Raw genomic sequence first — 19,750 nt, forward strand, 5'->3', positions numbered from 1 at the left:
CAACCATCACAGCCGAGTGCTAGCAATCTATGAATCACTTTCATTTTCTCGTTCATCCATCAAGAATCGTGTCTAGTTTTGTGAAAAAAATCGTATGGAGGGATGACGAAATGAAAGCATTGTTGCTGGCAGGAGGATTAGGTACGCGTCTTCGTCCATTGACCGAAAACATCCCCAAACCGATGGCCCCGATTGCGAATCGGCCATGGCTTGAGCACCTCATCATTCATCTTCGCGACCAAGGAGTCAACGAATTTGTCATCGCTGCCCATCACTGCTCTCACGTGATCCGCCGTTATTTCGGCGACGGAAAACGTTTCAATGTGAACATTACATACGCGCTTGAGCCGTCTCCGCTCGGAACGGCCGGGGCGATTAAAAATGCCGAACGTTTTCTGAATGAACGTTTTCTTGTGTTTAACGCCGACATTGTGCATTTGCCGCAATTGATCCCGCTGCTTGATTTCCATCGTCAACATGGCGGTTTGGCGACCATTGTTTTAACGGAAGTAGACGATCCTTCTTCCTATGGAGTCGTAGAACAAGACGACAGCGGGCGAATTTTGCGCTTTATCGAAAAGCCGCGCCGCGAAGAAGCGCCATCGAACCGGATCAACGCCGGCATGTATATTTTGGAGCCAGAGGTGATGCGCTATATCCCGGCGGAGCGGGAAGTGTCGATTGAACGCGAAACATTCCCGCTGCTGATCGAAAGGAATGTCGGTGTCTATGGCATCGTCAGTGACGGATACTGGCGTGATATGGGGACGCCGGCCCGCTACCGCCAAGTTCACTGGGATGCGTTGCGTCGGGAGTTTCCGATTCCGCTGAAAGGCCGTGAAATCCAGCCAGGGGTATTTGTCGGCGAACATGTCGAGATTGGGTCGGGCGTCTTGTTTGTACCGCCTGTGCTCATCGGCGACCATGTGAAAATCGGACCGCAGGCTGTGATCGGCCCGAATGCGGTCATCGGCGACCGCTGCCAAATTGGCGCCCGCGTCCATTGCGCGCAGACCATCGTTTGGGACCGCTCTGTCATTCGTGACCGCAGCCGTTTGCAAAACAGCATTTTCGGCTATCGGACGGTGACGCCGGCGGGAAAAGTGTTCGAAGATTCGATTATTAATCAGTTCAAGGAGGCGGTGCAAGCATGATTCGAATTGCTTACGTCAGCACGTATCCGCCGCGGCGGTGCGGGCTGGCGACGTTTACGGAACATTTGCGGCAAAGTATTGACGGCGTCCGCGGACCGTCCGATGGCGACCGCATCATCGTGTTGTACAACGAAAGCGACGGCGATGACGCCTATCGCCACAACCCGGCGTATTGGCCGCTCCCGGCGCAAAACCGCGCGGCGTATGCCGAAATGGCGAAACGGGTGAATGAGAGCGACATCGATGTTGTCGTCCTGCAGCATGAATTTGGCATTTTCGGCGGCGAGGCAGGCGAATACATTCTCGATTTCATCGCGGCGCTCGAAAAGCCGCTCGTGACGACGTTCCATACGGTGTTTGCCGAACCGCCGCTGCCGTACCGCCCGATTCAAGAAAAAATCGCGGCGGCAAGCGACGCCATCATCGTCATGAACCGGCAGGCGATCCCGTATTTGGTCAAAGCGTTTGGCTTGCCGGAAGAAAAAATTGTCTACATTCCGCACGGTGCTCCAGGCCCAAGCAGCGAAAATCGCGATTCGCTTCGCCGACGCCTCGGATTCAGCGGCCGCAAAGTGATGTTGACGTTCGGGCTTCTAAGCCGCGGCAAAGGAATCGAGTCGGTGCTCGCCGCATTGCCGGGCGTCGTGCGCAAGGTGCCGGAAGCGCTGTATGTCATCGCCGGACAGACACATCCGGAAGTGAAAAAACGGGAGGGCGAGGCGTACCGCGATGAACTGAAAGCGTTGATTCATCGGCTTGGACTCGACGGCCATGTCCGCATGGAGGACCGGTATTTCAGCGAAGAAGAGCTGATTGATTATTTGACGGCGTGCGATTTGTATGTCACCCCGTACCCGGGCATTCAGCAAATTACAAGCGGCACGCTTGCCTATGCGGTCGGCGTCGGCCGTCCGGTCGTTTCGACGCCGTATGAGCATGCGCGCGATTTGTTGCGGGGCTGCGAGGAGCTACTGTTGCCGTATGGCGATACCGCCCGATGGGAAGAGCGGCTTGGGCAGCTGTTGGCCGATGAGGCGGCGTTAAAACGCTGGGAAGAAACCGTGCGCCAAATTGGGGCGAACACGCATTGGCCGCGCGTCGGCGAACAGCATGTCGCCTTATTTGAGCGCGTGTGCGCCGCAAAACGCGGGGAGGTGAAGGCGGTTGGCTTCGTCAGTCATTAAGTTCGACCATCTCGAGCGCATGACTGACGACACCGGGTTGCTCGAGCATAGCCTCGGCCGCATTCCGCGGCGGCGCGAAGGGTATTCGACCGATGACAACGCCCGCGCCATATGGGCGTGCCTCGAGTGGCTGGCGTTGCTCGACGATCAAGAAACAAAGGAGAGGCTGTATCGTCTGCTTGACCGATATTTGGCCTTTTTGCTTTGGGCGCAAAACGATGACGGGACGTTCCATAACAACTTTTTCTTCGATCGGACGAAAGAGGAAGAGACGCCCTCAGACGACTGCTTCGGGCGGTCGTTTTGGGCGGCGGCGATCGCGTATAGGCAATTGGATGATGCGGCGCGGCGCGAGGCGGCTGCGGACATGTTGAGGCGGGCGCTACCGGCGGCATGGGAGCTTCGCTCGCTGCGCGGCGTCGCCTGGGGGGTGGCCACTTGCGGCGTCTTATTGACAGAAGGACGCCCGCTTGGCATCGATCAAGAGGAAGTGGCAGCTTTGGCTGCACGGCTTGAGCAGCGGCTGCTTGCGGCGTATTGGGAGCATGCTGGCGACGATTGGCATTGGTATGAGCCGGAGTTGACGTACGCCAACGGGGTGCTGCCGTGGGCGCTTTGGACGGCATATCGGCGCGCGCCGCGGGATGAGGTGAAGGAAGTGGCGGAAAAAAGCCTTGCTTTCCTTATTGAAAAAATGAGCGGACCGGGAGGTGTCATCCGTCCGGTCGGCAACCGCGGCTGGTGCAGCCGCCGCTACCGCGCCGATTGGGATCAACAGCCGCTTGATGTGATGAAGCTCGCTTTGGCGGCGCGCGAAGCGTATTGGGCAACGGACGACGAGCGTTATCGCGGCGTCGTCCGCCGCTGCCTCGCTTGGTTTTACGGACAAAACGACGGCAACGCGCCGCTTGCGGACCCAAGCGACGGCAGTTGCTGCGACGGGCTTAGCCCGAACGGTCCGAACCCGAATCGAGGGGCGGAGTCAACATTGTCGTACTTGTTAACAGCAGCAATCGCTCAATCGATTTCGGTGGAGGTGGTTGTCGATGAATACGTCAACAACAAAACCGTTCGCATGGCCGGCACACGTGTTTAAAGAATACGACATCCGCGGACGAGCCGGAGAGGAGCTCGATGAGTCGTTCGCGTATTGGCTCGGACGGGCCTTTGCCGACATGATGCAAAAGGAAGGCGAGAAGAGGGCGGTTGTCGGTCATGACAATCGTCTGTCATCGCCTGGCTTGCATCGGGCGCTCAAAGATGGGCTGCTCGATGGCGGCTGCGATGTCGTCGATATTGGGCTTTCGACGACGCCGATGTTTTACTACAGCTTATACTACACGAACATTCCATGCGGCATGATCATCACCGCCAGCCATAACCCAGGGGATGAGAACGGATTTAAAATCGCCATGGGGAAAACGACAATTTATGGCGAGCGCATCCAAGCGCTGCGGCGGGCGATGGAGCGGCTCAGCCAGGAACAGCCGCGTCCTGAAACAGCGCGGGGGCGCGAGGAAACGCTTGACCTTGCTCCGGCCTATATCAAGATGTTGAAGGAGAAAATTAAGCTCGGTCCGCGCAAGCTGAAGGTCGTCGTCGACTGCGGCAACGGCACCCCATCGATCATTGCGCCACAAGTGCTCAAAGAGTGGGGATGTGATGTCATCCCGCTTTACTGTGAATCCGATCCGACGTTTCCGAATCATCATCCGGACCCGGTCGTGCCGGAGAACTTAACGGACTTGATTGAGATGGTGCGCAAGGAGCAGGCGGATCTTGGCATCGCGTTTGACGGCGACGGCGACCGGATCGGAGTCGTGGATGAAACAGGTGCGATCCGCTGGGGCGACCAACTGATGGTGCTGTTCTGGCGCGAAATTTTGAAGCGCCATCCGGGAGCCGACGCGCCCGTCGAAGTGAAATGTTCGCAAGCGCTCGTTGAGGAAATTGAGCGGCTCGGCGGGAAACCGTTCTTCCATCGCACCGGCCATTCGCACGTCAAAGCGACGTTGCGCCGTCGTCCGGAGATCCCGTTTGCCGGTGAAATGTCTGGTCATTTGTTCTTCAATGATGAGTTTTACGGCTATGACGATGCGCTGTACGCCGCTGGGCGCCTGCTTCGATTACTGTCGCACGATGAGCGCCCGCTGTCCGAGTGGTTTGCCGATGTGCCGCGGTACGCGGCGACGCCGGAGACGCGCGTTGCTTGCCCGGAAGAGAAAAAACCAGCTGCCATTGCCGCGGTGAAAAACCGGTTCGCTGGCCGCTATCCGGTTGTTGACGTCGATGGCGCCCGCATCCAGTTCCCGGAAGGCTGGGGATTGGTGCGGCCGTCGAACACGCAGCCGATTCTTGTGTTACGTGCAGAAGCCAAGACGGAGGCTGCATTGGCGGAGATTAAGCGGCAGCTGGCTGATTGCCTCGCCACCCTTGAATTGCGCATTGACTGGTGACGCCTTTTCTCCGAATGGTCTGCGCTTGTCGCCCTTTGTCCGTTTCAAAAGATTCGTTCCGGCGTGGGTCGTCCGTAGGGATCCCACGCCGGTTTATTTTTGTTGTGAGGGGGCTCATGCTTGATTTCTTGCAAATGGTTTGTCCATAATAGATTAAGGATAAAACCCAACGAAGCGGTGGCGTTGTAAGGTCTTTTAAGAAACTTATTGAAGAGCGGTGTTTCCCCTCAAATCGCCGTCCTTCTTGAGCCCTCCAACGCTCACACCCCAAACAGGCGGGGAAAATTCAAGGGAGGGCCGCCTTGGACGGATGTAGATTTCTTTTTGAAATTTGGCTAAAATAAAGGCAATTCGCTGTCAGGAGCGAATACAATGATAGAAAAGGCAGGAGGAGGGAAAACCATATGGCGGTGACGAACCCGGTGGGGTTTTGGAAGCGGTTGTTGGCTAATATATTGGATGCGATTGTCGTTGGCATTCCGATTTCGATCATCGGCTATTTCATCACGGGCAGTTGGGAAACGAACTGGTTTACGTCATTGGCGAACATCCTTTACGCGTTAATCGTTCCTGCTGTTTGGTACGGATATACGGTCGGCAAGCGGATGCTTGGCATCCGGATTGCGAAAGTGAACGGCGGCAAAGTCGGCATCGGCACAATGTTTTTGCGCTCGTTCGTTGGCGGACTCGTATACTTTATCACGTTCGGCATTGGTCTCATCATTAGTGCGATTATGGTCGCGGCGAGAGAAGACAAACGGTCGATTCACGATTTTATTGCCGGGACGTATGTGACAACGGAAAAACCGGCGGTGTAAAGCGGAAAACAACAGGTGGTGCCCCAATCGAACGGGGCGCCTTTTCTTATTTTCGTCACCGATTATAGGCGATCAAAAGCATGATGTTTTTGAGCGGGTCCTTGTTAGATCAGAAAACTTTGCAACCACCCCTATTCATGATTAGGACTAGGAAGGAAAATGGACGTTCATTCACGAATCTATTTATGTGGTAAAGAAATAAGAAAGGTGTTTGCATCATGGCAAAAGGAGGAGAGCGTTTTGTCATTAGCAAGTTATATCATCCGCACCATGTTCATCGTCATCCCTGGCACAGCGGCGATCGGCCTTGTGATATGCCTGGCCAATGGCATTCGCGGGGCGGCGTTTTGGTGGACGCTTGCTGCCATCATGCTATTCGGGGCGGTGGTCGGCTTGGTTTCATCGACGCTCAACTACCGGCGGTTTGTCGCGCCGATCGCTGTCATCAATGAACATGTAAGCAAAATGACAGAGGGGGACTTGAAGACGCGCATGCCGCTTGATCGCGTGCAGCAGCTGCGGCCGATCGCGGCTGCGTTCAACCGTATGGCCGATGCATGGCAGGAAGTGATGGGCCGCGTGCAGCATCATGCCGAAGAGGTGGCGCAAGTGTCCGGCCAGTTGGCCGCTGTCGCTGAGCAGACGACGAAAGCGACAGAGCAAATTGCGACAACGATGGAAACGCTTGCGGCAAGTGCGGAGGAGCAGGCTGATGCTGTCCGCACCACCGCCGCGTCCGTGCATGATATTTCCCAAACATTGAGCGACGTCGCTTTCCATACGAAAGAAGTGGCGCACCGGGCTGAGAAAACATCGGCGAAAGCAGAGGACGGCAAGCAGTCAATCGGACAAATGTCCGAGCAAATGCAGTTCATTTACGACCACGTTCAAGCGCTTGGCCAGGTCGTTCAAAGGCTCGGGGAGCGCTCGAATGAGATTGGACAAATTACGGAAGCGATCACCGGCATTGCGTCGCAGACGAATTTGTTGGCGCTCAATGCCGCGATCGAAGCGGCGCGCGCCGGCGAGCAAGGGAAAGGGTTTGCGGTTGTCGCGGATGAAGTGCGCAAGCTCGCAGAACAATCCGCGCGCTCCGCGCAACAAATTTCCGAGCTGATCGGCTACATTCAAGAAGAAACGAAGCGGGCGGTTTCGTCTGCCGAACAGGTGATCTCCGAAGTGGCGAAAGGATTGAACGTGGCGGCGGCATGCGGCCAATCATTTGCCCATATTCGCGAGGAGGTCGGCCAAGTGAGCAAACAAATTGGACAAGTATCGTCCGCCATCGAGCAAATGAAGGAGCATGCCCGCCAAGTGAACGACGCACTCCAACAGATGACCAATATTGTCGAACAGTCAGCGTCCGGTGCGGCCAACGTATCGGCAGCGACGCAGGAACAAATGGCTTCCGTCGAGGAAATCGCCTCTTCGTCGACATCGCTCGGTCAGATGGCGGACGAGATGCGGGCAATGCTGAAGAAATTTTCTGTGTGAGTGAGGAAAAGGACGCTTTCTTCGAGAAAGAGGGGCTTTCAAACGACGTGTGGGAGTCAATGTTTGGAATAAAATGGTTTGCATCTTTGCCAATTGCCTGATAAAATAAAAAAAGTCAGTCATCATGGTTATACGCTCATCTGCTAGGGGAGTCCGGGAGCCGGGCTGAGAAAAGAACGCGATGAAGTTCTTTGACCCTTTGAACCTGATCTGGGTCATGCCAGCGTAGGGAAGCAGGCAGCGGGAACAGATGGACGCACAGGCTGTTCATTTGGCCTTTTTGCCTTGATCGGGTTCCGTTCGTTTTGCGGAACCCGTTTTTGCGTAAATATCCCCCGTTTTTGCCTCTCTTTTGCTGGTGCGGCTGCAGGTCTCAACCACCATTTCAAAGGAGGAAAGCCGCATGGAAAACATCCGCTCGTTCATGTCATTTCCAGCCAGCCGCAAGGTGTACATTGAAGGATCGCGCAAGGATGTGCGCGTGCCGATGAGAGAGATCGTGTTGTCGCCGACGAAAACGCCGCAAGGAACGGTGGAAAACGAGCCGGTGCGCGTCTATGACACAACCGGTCCATACACCGATCCTCATTTTGAGCCGGACGTCGAAAAAGGATTGCCGCCTCTTCGCCGCAACTGGATTGTTGAGCGCGGCGATGTCGAAGAAGTGAAGCCATCAGCGACCGCCGGCGTCCGCCCGCTGCCGTTCGTGCGCCGTCCATTGAGGGCAAAGCCCGGAAAAACCGTAACGCAAATGCATTATGCCAAACGGGGGATCATTACGCCAGAGATGGAGTTCGTCGCCATCCGTGAACGAATCGACCCCGAAATCGTTCGCCAGGAAGTAGCGGCCGGACGGGCGATCATTCCGGCGAACATTAATCACCCCGAGAATGAGCCGATGATCATCGGCCGTCGTTTCCATGTGAAAATTAATGCCAATATCGGCAACTCGGCCGTTTCATCCTCGATTGAAGATGAAGTGGAAAAGCTGCTTTGGGCGGTGCGTTGGGGCGCCGATACGGTCATGGATTTGTCGACCGGCAAACACATTCATGAAACACGCGAGTACATCATCCGCAATTCGCCGGTCCCCGTGGGAACGGTGCCGATTTATCAGGCGCTCGAAAAGGTAGGAGGGGTGCCGGAGAAGCTGACATGGGACGTGTACCGCGAGACGCTCATCGAGCAGGCTGAACAAGGAGTCGACTACATGACGATCCACGCCGGTGTGCGGCTTCATTACATTCCGCTCACCGCCAACCGGACGACCGGCATCGTCTCGCGCGGCGGCTCGATCATCGCCCAATGGTGTTTGGCCCACCATGAAGAAAACTTTTTGTATACGCATTTTGAAGAAATCTGCGAGATTTTGAAACAATACGATGTCGCGATCTCCCTTGGCGACGGCTTGCGCCCCGGCTCCATCGCCGATGCGAACGATGAGGCGCAGTTTGCCGAACTGGAAACGCTTGGCGAGCTGACGAAAATCGCCTGGAAGCATGATGTGCAGGTGATGATCGAAGGGCCGGGGCACATTCCGATGCATAAAATTCGCGAAAATGTCGAGCGGGAACAGGACATTTGCCATGGAGCGCCGTTTTATACGTTAGGGCCGCTTGTCACCGACATCGCGCCGGGATACGATCACATCACGTCGGCGATTGGCGCCGCCATCATTGGCGCTTATGGAACGGCGATGCTTTGTTACGTAACGCCGAAAGAGCATTTAGGGCTGCCGAATAAAGAGGACGTACGCGCCGGGGTCGTGGCCTATAAAATCGCCGCCCATGCGGCTGATCTGGCGAAAGGGCATCCGGCCGCCCAGCAACGTGACGATGCGCTCTCGAAAGCGCGCTTTGAGTTTCGCTGGAACGACCAGTTCAACTTGTCGCTTGACCCGGAACGGGCTCGTGAGTACCATGATGAAACATTGCCGGCCGAGGCGGCGAAAACAGCTCATTTTTGTTCGATGTGCGGGCCGAAGTTTTGTTCGATGAACATTTCGCACGAGCTGCAGCGGCAAATCAAAGAGGAAGGGATGAAAGAAAAAGCGCAACAATTTATTCGGCAAGGCTCGTCGCTGTATAGTCAAAAAATAAATTAAATTTAATATATATAAGTTGCAATAAAGATTTTCCGATTGTTCGATTCTGTTTTCCTTCATAACAAGTCATTTTGATAGAATGCAGCGGGCGCTCTACTGGATGTAAAACAAAGTTCCAACTTATATAGAACATTAAAAATTTATAATAAAAAATATTAAAATATAAATGAAGGAGGTGATAAATATTTTAGTAACAAGAGTCGAACAACATCAAATTAATTCCTATCATTACTTATATCATTATTGTAATGATTTATGTTTCAAATCTAAAAATCTTTACAATTATGCTAATTACATTGTTAGGCAAGAGTTTATAAATAACAATGAATGGATTCGTTATAATTCATTAGATAAGATGTTGAAACACGAACAAGTTTATAAAGAATTACCTGCTCAAACATCGCAACAAATATTAAGATTGCTAGATAAGAACTGGAAGTCATTTTTCAAGGCTATAAAGGATTGGATCAAAAACAAAGAAAAATATTTAGGTAAACCAAAATTGCCTAAATATAAAAAGAAAAATGGGCGTAATGTTGTGATTTTCACGAATCAACAATGTAAGATTAAAGATGGATACATTAAATTTCCAAAAACTGATTTAAAACTAAAAACAAAGGTTATTGAAGGATTGCAACAAGTGCGAATTGTACCAAAGGGTAGTATTTACGTAATTGAAGTTGTTTATAAAAAAGAAATTCCAAATATGATTCGTGAAAGTAATCGTGTTGTAGGTATTGATTTAGGATTAAACAACTTTGTAACTATGGTAAATAACATCGGTGAAACACCGATTGTTATTAATGGCAAAGGAGTCAAATCCATAAATCAATACTACAACAAACAAAAAGCGTATTTTCAAAGTATTTTAAAGAAACAAAATGGATTGGATTGGAGTAAAAGACTAGAAAAATTAACATTAAAACGGAACAATAAAATTAAAGACTTCATGCATAAAGCAAGCAGACATGTTGTAGATTGGTGTGTTAAACATAACATTGATACGATTGTTATTGGTAAAAATGATAATTGGAAACAAGAGGTTGATTTAGGGAAACGACTAAATCAAGCGTTCGTTCAAATTCCTTATGATATGTTTATCCATCAATTACAGTACAAAGCGGAAGAGCAAGGGGTTCGTGTCATTGTAACAGAAGAAAGCTACACATCGAAATGTAGTTTTTTAGACATGGAAGAAATCAAAAAGCAAAAACAATACAAGGGGAAGCGCATCAAACGAGGATTATTCCAATCTGAGAAAGGAATACTGATTAACGCAGATGTCAACGGAGCGTACAACATTATTAGGAAAGTATTCCCAAAGGCGTTTGCCGATGGGATAGAGGGTGTGGGGTTACACCCAGTTAAGCTAAACGTGGCTTAACGAAGAATAATGTTTAATGAAGGATTTTAATATTTTTGAATAAATTAAACATTATTCATAACCTGGAAGTTCGATCAACGGAAAAAGCATGAGCTGGAAAGCGCTCAGTGCTGATCGAAGCAGCGGAGGGGGGCGAACGTTCATCGCCCCTCTTGTTTGTTGTGCAAATGGGTGTGGTTTTTTATTATTTTTAAAATATATAATTTTCAAAAAATATATTTACAAATCGTTTCAGATGGATTATGATAATGGCATAAGGTGCAAATTTTGAATCATAGAATGATCATGAGGGGAAAACTGCGCAGTCTATCGCGACGCCTTCGCCGGCGCTTCGCTTCCATAGACAGCGGCCAGTTGCGTCATCGAACCGTGGATGATGCCGGCCGCTTCTTTTTATGGCGAAAGGGCCGGGTTTCAGATGGTTGGATCGCGTTTTTTCAGAAGGCCGGTGAAAAAACGCTGTTTTCCTTGATCGATGGGTGAACGTGTGAAAATAGGGGCTGATGCGACAAGGATTTTCTAATTGAGAAGCGATTCCGGGAAGCTGTTGCCCTAGTAAATCACCGGCCTTTTCGATGAGATGTATACCGCATCAAAAAAGAATATCCCGATTGGGTGCGGGATATCCATTGCTCGTCAAGGATCTGTTGGTTTTGCTTTTTTGGCTTCGAGCACTTCTTTGACCGCCGCTTCAATTTCTTGATAGCTTGTGCAGCGGCAAATATTCGACTCCAGCCATTCTTGAATCGTCGCCTCATCGGCGTTTGGGTGCCGCTCGATGAGCGCGTGGGCGTTCATAATGAACCCAGGAGTGCAATAGCCGCACTGAAAGCCGAAGTGGCGGACGAAGGCGTGCTGAATGGGGGCATCATCAAGCCCTTCGATCGAGGTGATCTCTTTGCCGACCGTTTCGATAGCCAGCATCATGCATGATTTGATCGGCGTGCCGTCGACTAAGACGGTGCAGGCGCCGCAGTCGCCGTTCAAACAGCCTGGCTTGGCCCCGGTCAGCCCCAGCCCATCGCGCAAAACAAACAGCAGCGTTTCGGCTTGGCGAGTGACGATCGATCTTCGTTCTCCATTAACGTGCAGCACAAGCTCCCGCTTTGTCGTTTCCTCCATGTCCGCATGCTCACCTCCTGTTTAGACGGTTTCTCCGTCTCCGAGCTCACGAAGCATATCTTCAAGCAGCTGGGCGACGACAAACAGCCGGTAGTCTGCCGAGCCTTCAATATCGTGCAAAATCGGGCGCGGGAAGGCGTCAACCGCTGCTTGGATTCGTTCACCAACTGGGCGGTTCCGGTCGTTGAGGTGCGCCTCAACGTCAGCCGAGCGAAACGGAAACGGGCAGATGTCGCTTAGGGCAACGCGAACCGTCCCGTCTTTTTTCAGCGCTGCAATCGTCACAAGCGGGTAGCCGACTTCCCCTTGCTTGCGGCGCTTGCGGTGGAAATGGGGCAGGGTGGCGGTGGCACGGTCAACCTTGAACTGGACGACAAATTCACCGCGGCCAAGCTGTAGCTGTTGATGAAACAAGTCAAGGAAGCGGCATTGCCTGATGCCGTATGGTCCGGCGATGATGACATCCGCTTCGGCGACGAATAGCGGTAGTGCGGTCTCACGGTAAAAAATTTGTCCGCAGATGTTGCCGCCGAGCGTAATTTGGTTGCGCGCTGTCCGGTCGGCGACTTCTCGCGCCGCTTTTGTCAATAACGGGAACGGATTTGCTTCTTCGAGCTCGCCGAGGGAGAGCGCCGCTCCGAGCACGAGAGAACCATTGTCGACATCAAGCGACCGACATTCAGGAATCGATTTTATGTCAATGACGGCAGCGGTGCGGACAAGGTTCAACCGAGACAACGTGATGATTTCCGTGCCGCCGTAGTAGAGCGTTCGTTTTCCATCCCGCTCGAGCGCCGCAAACAGCGCTGTCGCTTCGGCGATCGACTGCGGCCGGTAGTAGGCAAAGTCAAACGGAACCATAGGAGTCCCCTTTCTGTGTCCGCCAAATGAGTTCAGGCACAAGCGGCAGTTCATTGAGCGGCACGCCGGCAGCGAGAGACAAGGCGTTTGCCAAGGCGGCGGGCATGCCGATCAAGCCATGTTCGCCGATGCCGCGAGCGCCGTACGGGGCATCGATTTGCGGCGTTTCAACAAACTCAACGATGTACTCTGGATGTTCGCCGAAGCGAATCGGCCGGTATGTGCGCAACTGTGGGTTTAACACGCGCTGTTCGTTGTCAAACAGAAACCCTTCGCGGCTGGAAAAGCTTAGCCCCATGCTCATCGCCCCCATCGCTTGGCCAAGCGCTGCCTTTGGGTTGAGCACTTTGCCGGCATCAATGACCGCATACGCTTTGACAATGCGATACGTGTAGTCGCGGCGGTTGAACTCAATTTCCACTCCCTCGGCGCATACGCCCCATTCCGGTCCCGGTTTGCCGGCGCCGGTCTTTGGATCAAGCGGGGTCAAGTGGCGCAAAATGTAGCGGCCGCGCCCGATCACTTGCCCGCCGATGGCGTTGCCGTTCGGAAACTTGTAGCCATAGGCGATGTCTTTGATCGGAAGAAAGATGGCCGGGTCATCGCGCAAAAAGACGCGCCCGAACCCGACTTCCAAATCGTCCGGCGAGGCCCGCAAGACGCAGGCGGCGATGTCTTTTAACTGACGGATGGCGTCGTCGGCAGCGGCAAGCGCCGCACGTCCGGCCATAAACGTCCCGCGGCTGGCGACTGTTTTCCAATGTTCCGGCGTCGTTTGCGTATCAATATCCATTTTGACATGGACACAATCGACGTCCATCTTCAGCCGTTCAGAAACGATTTGCGCGAGCACCGTTTTCGTTCCGGTTCCGATTTCGACGACGCCGGAGATGACGTTGACACTGCCGTCGGAGTTGAACGTTAAGATGACGCCCGAGCTAGCATCTGTGTCGATCGTCGATGTTTTCCAGCCGCTGCTGATTCCCTTTGCTCTTACCGTATAAGCGTCCACTTCGACGCGCTGCCACTCGTCCCAGCGCATCAGCTCGCGCAACCGGTCGAGGCAGGCTGGCATGTTGCCGACGTTGCTTTTCGTGAGCCGCACTTGCGTCGGGGTCGTATGCCCCGGGCGGATGGCATTTTTGCGCCGCACCTCCCATGGGTCAAGTTGAAGCGTTCGTGCCAATTCATCGATGGCCCGCTCAACGGCAAATGCCTGTTCGCAATGGCCAAAACTGCGAAACGGCGTCGCGTACGGGCGATTCGTATAGACGCACAATGAATCACAAAAGACGTTTTCGACATGGTACGGGCCGGTGCAATCGACGGCTGCGGCGCGGCTGACATCGATCGCCTTGTCGGAATAAGCCCCGCCGTCAAATAGAAATAAGATTTCCATGGCCTTGAACAAGCCCTCTTTTGTCGCGCCGATTTTGACGGTTGCCTCCAAACCGATATGGACGGGTGAAGTGACCATGTCATGCTCGCGGCTGTTCCAGACGCTCACTTTTCGGCCGCCGACCGCTTTGGAGGCAAGGTAGGCAAGCAGCTCAAGCTGGACGGGTGCTTTTCCTCCGTAGGCGCCGCCGACAAGCGGCGTATGGACGATGACTTTGCCGGTTTCTTCGCCAAAATACGTATGAAGCAACTTCTTGATCATAAACGGTGACTGTGAGGAGGCGGAAATATGGATCGTGCCGTCCGGCCAAATTTCTGCCGTGGCGCAGCGTGTTTCCATCGCGATATGATCGGAAGGGGCGAACGATACGCTTGTTTCGACGATGACGTCGCTTTCCGCAAACCCTTGTTCAATGTTGCCTTTTCGGATTTTCGTCCGCTGGGCGACGTTTGTCCCTGGCTCAGGATAAGTGGTTTTGTTTTTTTCATAGCGGTCGAGATGTTCATGCAATAATGGAGCGCCTTCTTTCAACGCCTCACGCGGCGAGCCGACCGCCGGAAGCGGCTCGTAGGCGACGCGGACAAGGCGGGCCGCCTGTTCGGCTTGAACGAGCGTATCGGCGACGACGACGGCGACGACTTCGCCATAGTAGCGCACTTTGTCGAAAGCGATCGGAGGGCGGTCGCGCATGTCTTCACCGGTAAGCGGCAGCCCCTCGCCGGTCACAACAGCATGGACGCCAGGGGCGGCGAGCGCGCGGCGTGCCTCCAGCGAGAGGATGCGCGCGTGGGCGTATGGGCTTGTCACCAAAGAGGCATGAAGCATCCCCTGTTCTTTGAAATCGTTCGTATATTTCGCCCGGCCGGTCACTTTATCCCACGCTTCTTTGCGGATAATGCTTTTACCGACGGCCATGGGGGCGTCCCTCCTTTTCTTCTCGATAGATGGTGGCGCGTTCATAATCGTCTTTTGTGTCGATGTCAATACCGGTTGACGCATCACCTTCGTACAAAAGACCATGCCAGTGGGGATCGCGAAAGAGCGTGCGCCCACCGGCATCGCCGTTCAGCGCCAAGAGAGCGGGAAACATTGGGCTTCCAAAAATAACTGGGGGCATCGGCACACCGGAGCAGGAGAAGGCGGCGTAATCGGGACGATGGCGTCGATAAAGGCCGGCTAGCGCATTGATCGTGTCGGATGTGACGAACGGTTGGTCGGCCAATAAGACAGCAGCGGCGTCCGCTCTTTCCTCCATCGCTCGGCGCAACCCGCAGGCCAGCGAATGAGCCAGGCCGCGGTGACAAGCGGCGCAACGGACAAGGCGGCATTTGTCATGGCCTAGCAGCGCGTCAGGAAGCCAGGCGAGCGCATCGTCTTGAGGGACGACAACGATGACGGGCGCAAGGCAAGAATGAAACGCCGCTTTCAGGCCGGCGGCGCCAAGCGTCCCATCCCCCCATGGCAGGGCGCGTTTATCGGCCCCCATCCGCCTGCTTTGTCCGGCCGCTAAATAAATGGCGGCGATCGTGATGTCCTTCATTGGGCGGCCTCCGCTCCATGCCTGCGCAACACGCTGATCAGCTCGGCGGTGATGCTGATGGCGATTTCATGTGGGCTGCGCGCGCCGATGGACAGCCCAACCGGCGAACGGACAAACGGCGGGGCGGAGCCGGAAGGAAAGAGGCGGTCGGTGCGCCGCCGCGGGCCGAGCACGCCAAGGTAGGCGAGCGGTTTGTCAGCCAGCAGCGAGACGAGTTCGCGGTCGCGTTCAAATTGGTGGGTCATCACGATGACAAAATCGCGTTCATTCAAATGGAGCATTGGCACCGTTTCATGCGGAAAGCCAACCACCCATTCATCAGCGTCGGACACATGGGATGGATGGCAAAACGCTGGGCGCCAATCACTCACGGTAACGGAAAATCCCGCCGCTTTGGCCGCCGCGACGAGCGGCGGGGCGTCCGGACCGGCGCCGAAAATGACGAGGCGCGGCTTTGGCCAAAAGTGCTGAACGTAAAATGTTTCCCCGTCCACTTCGTACAAACCGCTTCGCCCTTGATAAAACGGCGTTTTGTGAAGCCATTCGCGCCATTCCCGATGCGGCGTCCGACGGCAACCGCCGAATTGTTCGCCTGTTTCACTTTGGAAAAACGGCCGCTCGTCTGGATACATGATGCTTCGGACCATCAGTACATGTTCGCCGCGGTCAAGGCAATGCTTGAGCGCCAGCCAATCGAGTTTTGCGTCGCTTGTGACCGGCTCGAGCCAAATGTGGACGAGGCCGTTGCAACCAGCACCCTGCCCCCACGACAAATCGTCCTCGGTCCGCAAATCAAACGAGACAGCAGCTACCTGGCGGTTGGCCAATACGTCACGCGCGTAGGCCGCCACCGCTTCTTCGAGGCATCCGCCGCTCAGCAGCCCGACTGTTTCTCCGTTGGCGCCAATCCACATGCACGTCCCTTCTTTTTGGTAGGCTGAGCCTTCCACACTGATGATGATGGCTAACACACCGTCGCCCGGCGCGGCGGCGATCGCCTCGAGCACAGCATGGGAACTCTCCATGGCTCATCCTCCTTTCGCATTGCGCCAAAGGCGGCTGAGCTGTTGAAAGCGCGGTGGGACGGACGATTCATAAGATTTCGTAATGGTTGTAAGCGGCGGCAGCGGGTGGGCCATCAGGTCGTCCCCCTTTCGAAAAAGGGCTCTGCTATCATTATATTTCGGAAACAAATGCCCATGACTGAAAAAGGAAAGAAGCCAGCCGTCATCGGCTAGCTTCCTTGTTTTGGATCGTTTTTTCCTTTTCCGAGCCGTCCAGCGCGCTTTGCCGCCTCCCGCAGCAAATACTCGATTTGGGCGTTGACGCTGCGAAACTCGTCCTGCGCCCATTGCTCTAGTATGGCGTACAGGTCATAATCAATGCGCAAAGGGAATTGTTTTTTCGCTGCCATCGCACTCCACAACCATCAGTATAGACTGCCGGTATTGATCACCGGCTGGGCGGCGCGCTCGGAGACGATCGCCACCATCAAGTTGTTCACCATTGCGGCTTTTCGTTCATCATCTAACTCTAAAACGTTTTCTTTGTCAAGCTGTTCGATCGCCATGCGCGCCATCGAGACGGCGCCTTCGACGATCTTTTTCCGGGCGGCCAAAATGGCGGCGGCTTGCTGGCGTTGGAGCATGGCGCCCGCGATTTCCGGCGAGTAGGCCAAGTGGGTGAGGCGCGCTTCCATCACGTCAACTCCGGCAATGCGCAGCCGGTCTTGCAATTCTTGGGCAAGCACATCAGAAATGACATCCGCATTGCCGCGCAGCGTGATCTCGTTGTCGTCTTTAAACGTGTCGTATGGATATTTCGTTGCGACATGGCGGATGGCCGCTTCGCTTTGAATCTCAACAAATTGTTCATAATCATCAACGTCAAACACCGCCTTGGCTGAATCGATGACGCGAAAGACGACGACGGCGGCGATTTCAATTGGATTGCCTTGAACATCGTTCACTTTCAGCTTCTTGCTCGTGAAGTTGCGCACGCGCAGCGATACTTTCTTTCGAACGGTGAGCGGCACGGTGAAAAACAGCCCGCTGTCGCGAATCGTGCCAAAGTAGCGGCCGAAAAAAATGATCACTTTTGCTTGATTCGGCTGAACGATCGTGATGCCAGTCGCCAAGAAGGCGGCAAGGGCGAAGCAGAAAACGGCCAATAAGAGCTGCGCTTGAATGAGGCTGACAAAACCAGCCAGAACGAAAAGGGCGACGCATCCGATGCCGATAAATCCATCTATGCGCCATGCTTCTTGTTCTCTCATCCCTATCCCCCTTATAATGTCGATTTGATATTTATATGATATCATATAATCAAAAAAATGGAAAGCTGAAGATGAGAAGGTGGAGTGGTTGATGGCTCGCCGCGAAGCACATGTTTCCCCTAATTTTTCATCCAGAGGCATCAACGGCGATCATTCATCCTGTTACTGTTTTAATGAACTAAAAAATGGAAATCCATCATTGACATCGCTTTCATTGTCATCATACAATAGAAAAAAAGACCAATAGGTGTGTAGAAGCCATGGAACCAAGACAAGCGCGCATCGGCCGGCAGGCGTTGCTGCTGGCGATGCTGGATGAGGGGGAGGAAGGCCCGGTCTTGAGCCAGCTTGAGGCGCTTTCGTGGCGCTATTGCCAAGGGCGGGTCGGGGCGATGGAGCCGCACAAAATCGTCGCGGCGATTGAGACGGCGGCAAAGCGGCATGGAGTGGTGGACGGCGGCTTGTACCGCGAGATGCACGCCTTATACCATGCGATTTTAGAGGCGGTGCATGGCGTGACGAGGGGGGCAGGTAGAGCTGGGAGATTTGTTGAGAACCGCTGGCCTTCGTTTCGCCGTCGTGCGCGGCATGCCGTATAAACAGCCGAACGAAGGGGAATGGATCGCCGTTGAGTTGTACGGGACGATCGGCGCCCCGGTGCGCGGGCTCGAGCACGAGGCGGCGGGGCTTGGAATCAATCATATATAAGCACGCTCCATGCCTAGAGCGATGAGTCATGAGGAGGCGAACACTGCCATATGGCAGGCCGCCTCCTTTTTAATTGGGAAAGGAGCTTGATTGGGAAAACCAGTCAACTACCCCCACTTCGCTCACGCTTGAAGTGGAGGCTTGCAACTCCCCAGAAGTGCAAACGGACTTCATCCTTTTTTTAGAGACGACTTCATGGGCCTTGGACCGTCCATTCACGTCTCTTTAGAAAACGGGAGACGAATGTTGGCTAAGCGCAGCCAAAAAGGTTGGTGAAAGATGACCGATTTCTCCAAACCCACTGCTTTCGGCTGAAAGAGAAGTCCGTTCGAGAAGAGAGTCCGTTTTCTGCGACTTTTCACGAGATGGACTTGTGAAGCTTCTGCTTTCAGTGTCAGTGTAGGCAGCGGGATCATCGCCTATTGTGTATCATCTCATCCGAGATTTTCGGTTGATTTCCAGTGAGGCAGTGGATGGGTTGATAGTTGTCCCCCACTGAAATTTGCAGTATGATGAAGAAGAAAAGCAAAGGGGAGAGGGGGGCTTTTGTTGACTATTTCTGCCGCGGCGCTGTTGGCGTTATGGAAGATTATTGCAATTGATATCATTTTGTCGGGGGATAATGCGGTCGTCATTGCGATGGCGACGCGGCGGCTGCCGAACGACCAGCGGAACAAAGCGATCGTATGGGGAACGGCGGGGGCGGTGCTGCTCCGCATTTTGTTTGCGGCGGTCATCGTCTTTTTGCTCAACATCCCGTTCGTTCACTTTGTGGGCGGTTTGCTGCTTGTCTGGATCGCCTATAAAGTGCTTGTTGAGCGGGAGGAGGAGGTCAAAGTGCAAGCGGCAGACCGGTTGCTGAAAGCCATCATGACGATCATCATCGCCGATGCGGTCATGAGCTTGGACAATGTCGTCGCCGTCGCCGGGGCGGCGGAAGGGCATCTAGGCATGCTAGCGCTTGGGGTCGCCATCAGCATCCCGATCATGATTTTCGGCTCCAAAGCGATCGTCCATGTGATGGAAAAACATCGTTGGATCGCATACGTCGGCTCGGGCATTTTGGCGTGGACGGCCGGAAAGATGATGGCAGGGGATGAAGGGGTATTGCATTGGTTTCACCTTTCTTACGGACCGTTCGTCTACGCGGTGGCCGCTGGCGTGACGATTTTGGTCGTGTCTGCCGGCTACATCACGAATAAAAGAGCCGAGCGTGAAGAAGGGACGTTGATTTGAGCGGTTGGGGGTGGT

Annotated in this window: 16 protein-coding genes, 1 pseudogene and 1 riboswitch; of the genes and pseudogenes, 10 read left to right on the forward strand and 7 right to left on the reverse strand. The window is 53.9% G+C overall.

Translation table 11 applies throughout. The features are described 5' to 3' along the window. Positions 1–110: 110 nt before the first annotated feature. From QSJ10_RS01825 to QSJ10_RS01860, 8 genes are all read left to right on the forward strand, one after another. Positions 111–1,154, forward strand: a complete 1,044-nt coding sequence (locus QSJ10_RS01825; RefSeq protein WP_033013913.1) for a nucleotidyltransferase family protein — start codon at positions 111–113, stop codon at positions 1,152–1,154. Further along, the gene (locus QSJ10_RS01830; protein ID WP_033013914.1) at positions 1,151–2,338 is read left to right on the forward strand and encodes a glycosyltransferase family 4 protein; all 1,188 of its coding nucleotides are present in this window, start codon (positions 1,151–1,153) and stop codon (positions 2,336–2,338) included. The genes QSJ10_RS01825 and QSJ10_RS01830 overlap by 4 nt, the downstream gene beginning before the upstream one ends. After that, complete coding sequence (locus QSJ10_RS01835; protein ID WP_033013915.1) at positions 2,319–3,434, forward strand: hypothetical protein; 1,116 nt, start codon at positions 2,319–2,321, stop codon at positions 3,432–3,434. Before QSJ10_RS01830 ends, QSJ10_RS01835 begins: the two co-directional genes overlap by 20 nt. Next, positions 3,385–4,794, forward strand: a complete 1,410-nt coding sequence (locus tag QSJ10_RS01840; protein WP_033013916.1) for a phosphomannomutase/phosphoglucomutase — start codon at positions 3,385–3,387, stop codon at positions 4,792–4,794. The genes QSJ10_RS01835 and QSJ10_RS01840 overlap by 50 nt, the downstream gene beginning before the upstream one ends. A 404-nt stretch (positions 4,795–5,198) precedes the next feature. Then, the gene (locus QSJ10_RS01845) at positions 5,199–5,612 is read left to right on the forward strand and encodes an RDD family protein (RefSeq protein WP_033013917.1); all 414 of its coding nucleotides are present in this window, start codon (positions 5,199–5,201) and stop codon (positions 5,610–5,612) included. A 240-nt stretch (positions 5,613–5,852) separates the two neighbouring features. Then, on the forward strand, positions 5,853–7,106 hold the full coding sequence (locus QSJ10_RS01850; RefSeq protein WP_033013918.1) for a methyl-accepting chemotaxis protein: 1,254 nt from the start codon (positions 5,853–5,855) through the stop codon (positions 7,104–7,106). Positions 7,107–7,241: 135 nt separating this feature from the next. After that, a riboswitch (TPP riboswitch) is annotated at positions 7,242–7,355 on the forward strand. 154 nt (positions 7,356–7,509) lie between these two features. Continuing rightward, positions 7,510–9,210: a phosphomethylpyrimidine synthase ThiC gene (gene thiC, locus QSJ10_RS01855; protein ID WP_053532771.1), complete on the forward strand. Its 1,701-nt coding sequence runs from the start codon at positions 7,510–7,512 to the stop codon at positions 9,208–9,210. A 166-nt stretch (positions 9,211–9,376) separates the two neighbouring features. Continuing rightward, positions 9,377–10,594, forward strand: a complete 1,218-nt coding sequence (locus QSJ10_RS01860) for an RNA-guided endonuclease InsQ/TnpB family protein (RefSeq protein ID WP_033013921.1) — start codon at positions 9,377–9,379, stop codon at positions 10,592–10,594. 636 nt (positions 10,595–11,230) lie between these two features. On the opposite strand, the gene QSJ10_RS01865 is transcribed toward QSJ10_RS01860, so the two are convergent. From QSJ10_RS01865 to QSJ10_RS01895, 7 genes are all read right to left on the reverse strand, one after another. Further along, the gene (locus QSJ10_RS01865; protein WP_033013923.1) at positions 11,231–11,716 is read right to left on the reverse strand and encodes a (2Fe-2S)-binding protein; all 486 of its coding nucleotides are present in this window, start codon (positions 11,714–11,716) and stop codon (positions 11,231–11,233) included. Positions 11,717–11,737: 21 nt separating this feature from the next. Continuing rightward, entirely contained in the window at positions 11,738–12,577 is an 840-nt protein-coding gene (locus tag QSJ10_RS01870; RefSeq protein ID WP_053532228.1) for an FAD binding domain-containing protein, read from the reverse strand. Further along, positions 12,564–14,891, reverse strand: coding sequence for a xanthine dehydrogenase family protein molybdopterin-binding subunit (locus QSJ10_RS01875; RefSeq protein ID WP_033013925.1), 2,328 nt, complete (start codon positions 14,889–14,891; stop codon positions 12,564–12,566). The genes QSJ10_RS01870 and QSJ10_RS01875 overlap by 14 nt, the downstream gene beginning before the upstream one ends. Beyond that, entirely contained in the window at positions 14,878–15,516 is a 639-nt protein-coding gene (gene pucB / locus QSJ10_RS01880; RefSeq protein ID WP_033013926.1) for a xanthine dehydrogenase accessory protein PucB, read from the reverse strand. Before pucB ends, QSJ10_RS01875 begins: the two co-directional genes overlap by 14 nt. Continuing rightward, on the reverse strand, positions 15,513–16,541 hold the full coding sequence (locus tag QSJ10_RS01885; protein WP_033013927.1) for an XdhC family protein: 1,029 nt from the start codon (positions 16,539–16,541) through the stop codon (positions 15,513–15,515). The genes pucB and QSJ10_RS01885 overlap by 4 nt, the downstream gene beginning before the upstream one ends. Before the next feature lie 209 nt (positions 16,542–16,750). After that, complete coding sequence (locus tag QSJ10_RS01890; protein WP_015373907.1) at positions 16,751–16,930, reverse strand: type II toxin-antitoxin system antitoxin; 180 nt, start codon at positions 16,928–16,930, stop codon at positions 16,751–16,753. A gap of 15 nt (positions 16,931–16,945) precedes the next feature. Continuing rightward, positions 16,946–17,791 (reverse strand): SPFH domain-containing protein, encoded by an 846-nt coding sequence (locus tag QSJ10_RS01895; RefSeq protein ID WP_033013928.1) that lies wholly within the window; start codon positions 17,789–17,791, stop codon positions 16,946–16,948. 260 nt (positions 17,792–18,051) lie between these two features. On the opposite strand from QSJ10_RS01895, the pseudogene hutP reads away from it, so the two are divergent. Together hutP and QSJ10_RS01905 are read left to right on the forward strand one after the other, a co-directional pair. After that, positions 18,052–18,499: pseudogene (gene hutP, locus QSJ10_RS01900) on the forward strand (histidine utilization transcription antiterminator HutP). Between the two features lie 549 nt (positions 18,500–19,048). Then, the gene (locus QSJ10_RS01905; protein ID WP_033013946.1) at positions 19,049–19,735 is read left to right on the forward strand and encodes a TerC family protein; all 687 of its coding nucleotides are present in this window, start codon (positions 19,049–19,051) and stop codon (positions 19,733–19,735) included. Positions 19,736–19,750 lie beyond the last annotated feature (15 nt).

It is taken from the genome of Geobacillus stearothermophilus ATCC 12980, assembly GCF_030369615.1.
Lineage (GTDB): Bacteria > Bacillota > Bacilli > Bacillales > Anoxybacillaceae > Geobacillus > Geobacillus stearothermophilus.